The following is a 443-nucleotide window of genomic DNA, read 5'->3' on the forward strand; positions in this document are numbered from 1 at the left end:
CGGTCCCCGTATTCCTCAGGTATTCCCGCCCCGTGATCCCTGACGATGATCTGGACCGCCCCTCGCGTGTTCCGTAGTTCCGCCTCGACCGTCTCTCCCCTCGGAGAGAACTTCGCCGCGTTCGACAGCAGGTTGTTCAGAACCTGAACAAGCCGGTCATGGTTCGCATCGACGATAACGGAGGCTTTGGTTCCGATGCGGATCAGCCGGACGCCGAACTCCGCAGCATAGCTCTCGTTCGACGCCAAGGCGTCTTCGAGCACCTTCGAGACATCGGTTGGCTGCAGCTTCATCTCCATCTTGCCCGCCGCGACTTTTTCGAGATCGAGCAGATCGTTGATCATCACGACAAGGCGTTCGACATTGCGAAGCGCGACCTGGATCAATCCGAGCGGTCTTTCCTCGATCTGGCCCATCTTGCCGGACGCCATGAGCTTGAGCGC

Annotated in this window: 1 protein-coding gene; it reads right to left on the reverse strand. The window is 59.6% G+C overall.

Annotation, left to right across the window (positions count from 1 at the left end):
* Positions 1-443: sensor histidine kinase (locus tag EIP85_RS22635; RefSeq protein ID WP_164871876.1), on the reverse strand; the 443-nt coding region annotated here is incomplete at both ends.

Origin of the sequence: Solirhodobacter olei, assembly GCF_004010155.1 — a bacterium.
GTDB classification, from domain to species: domain Bacteria; phylum Pseudomonadota; class Alphaproteobacteria; order Rhodobacterales; family Rhodobacteraceae; genus Solirhodobacter; species Solirhodobacter olei.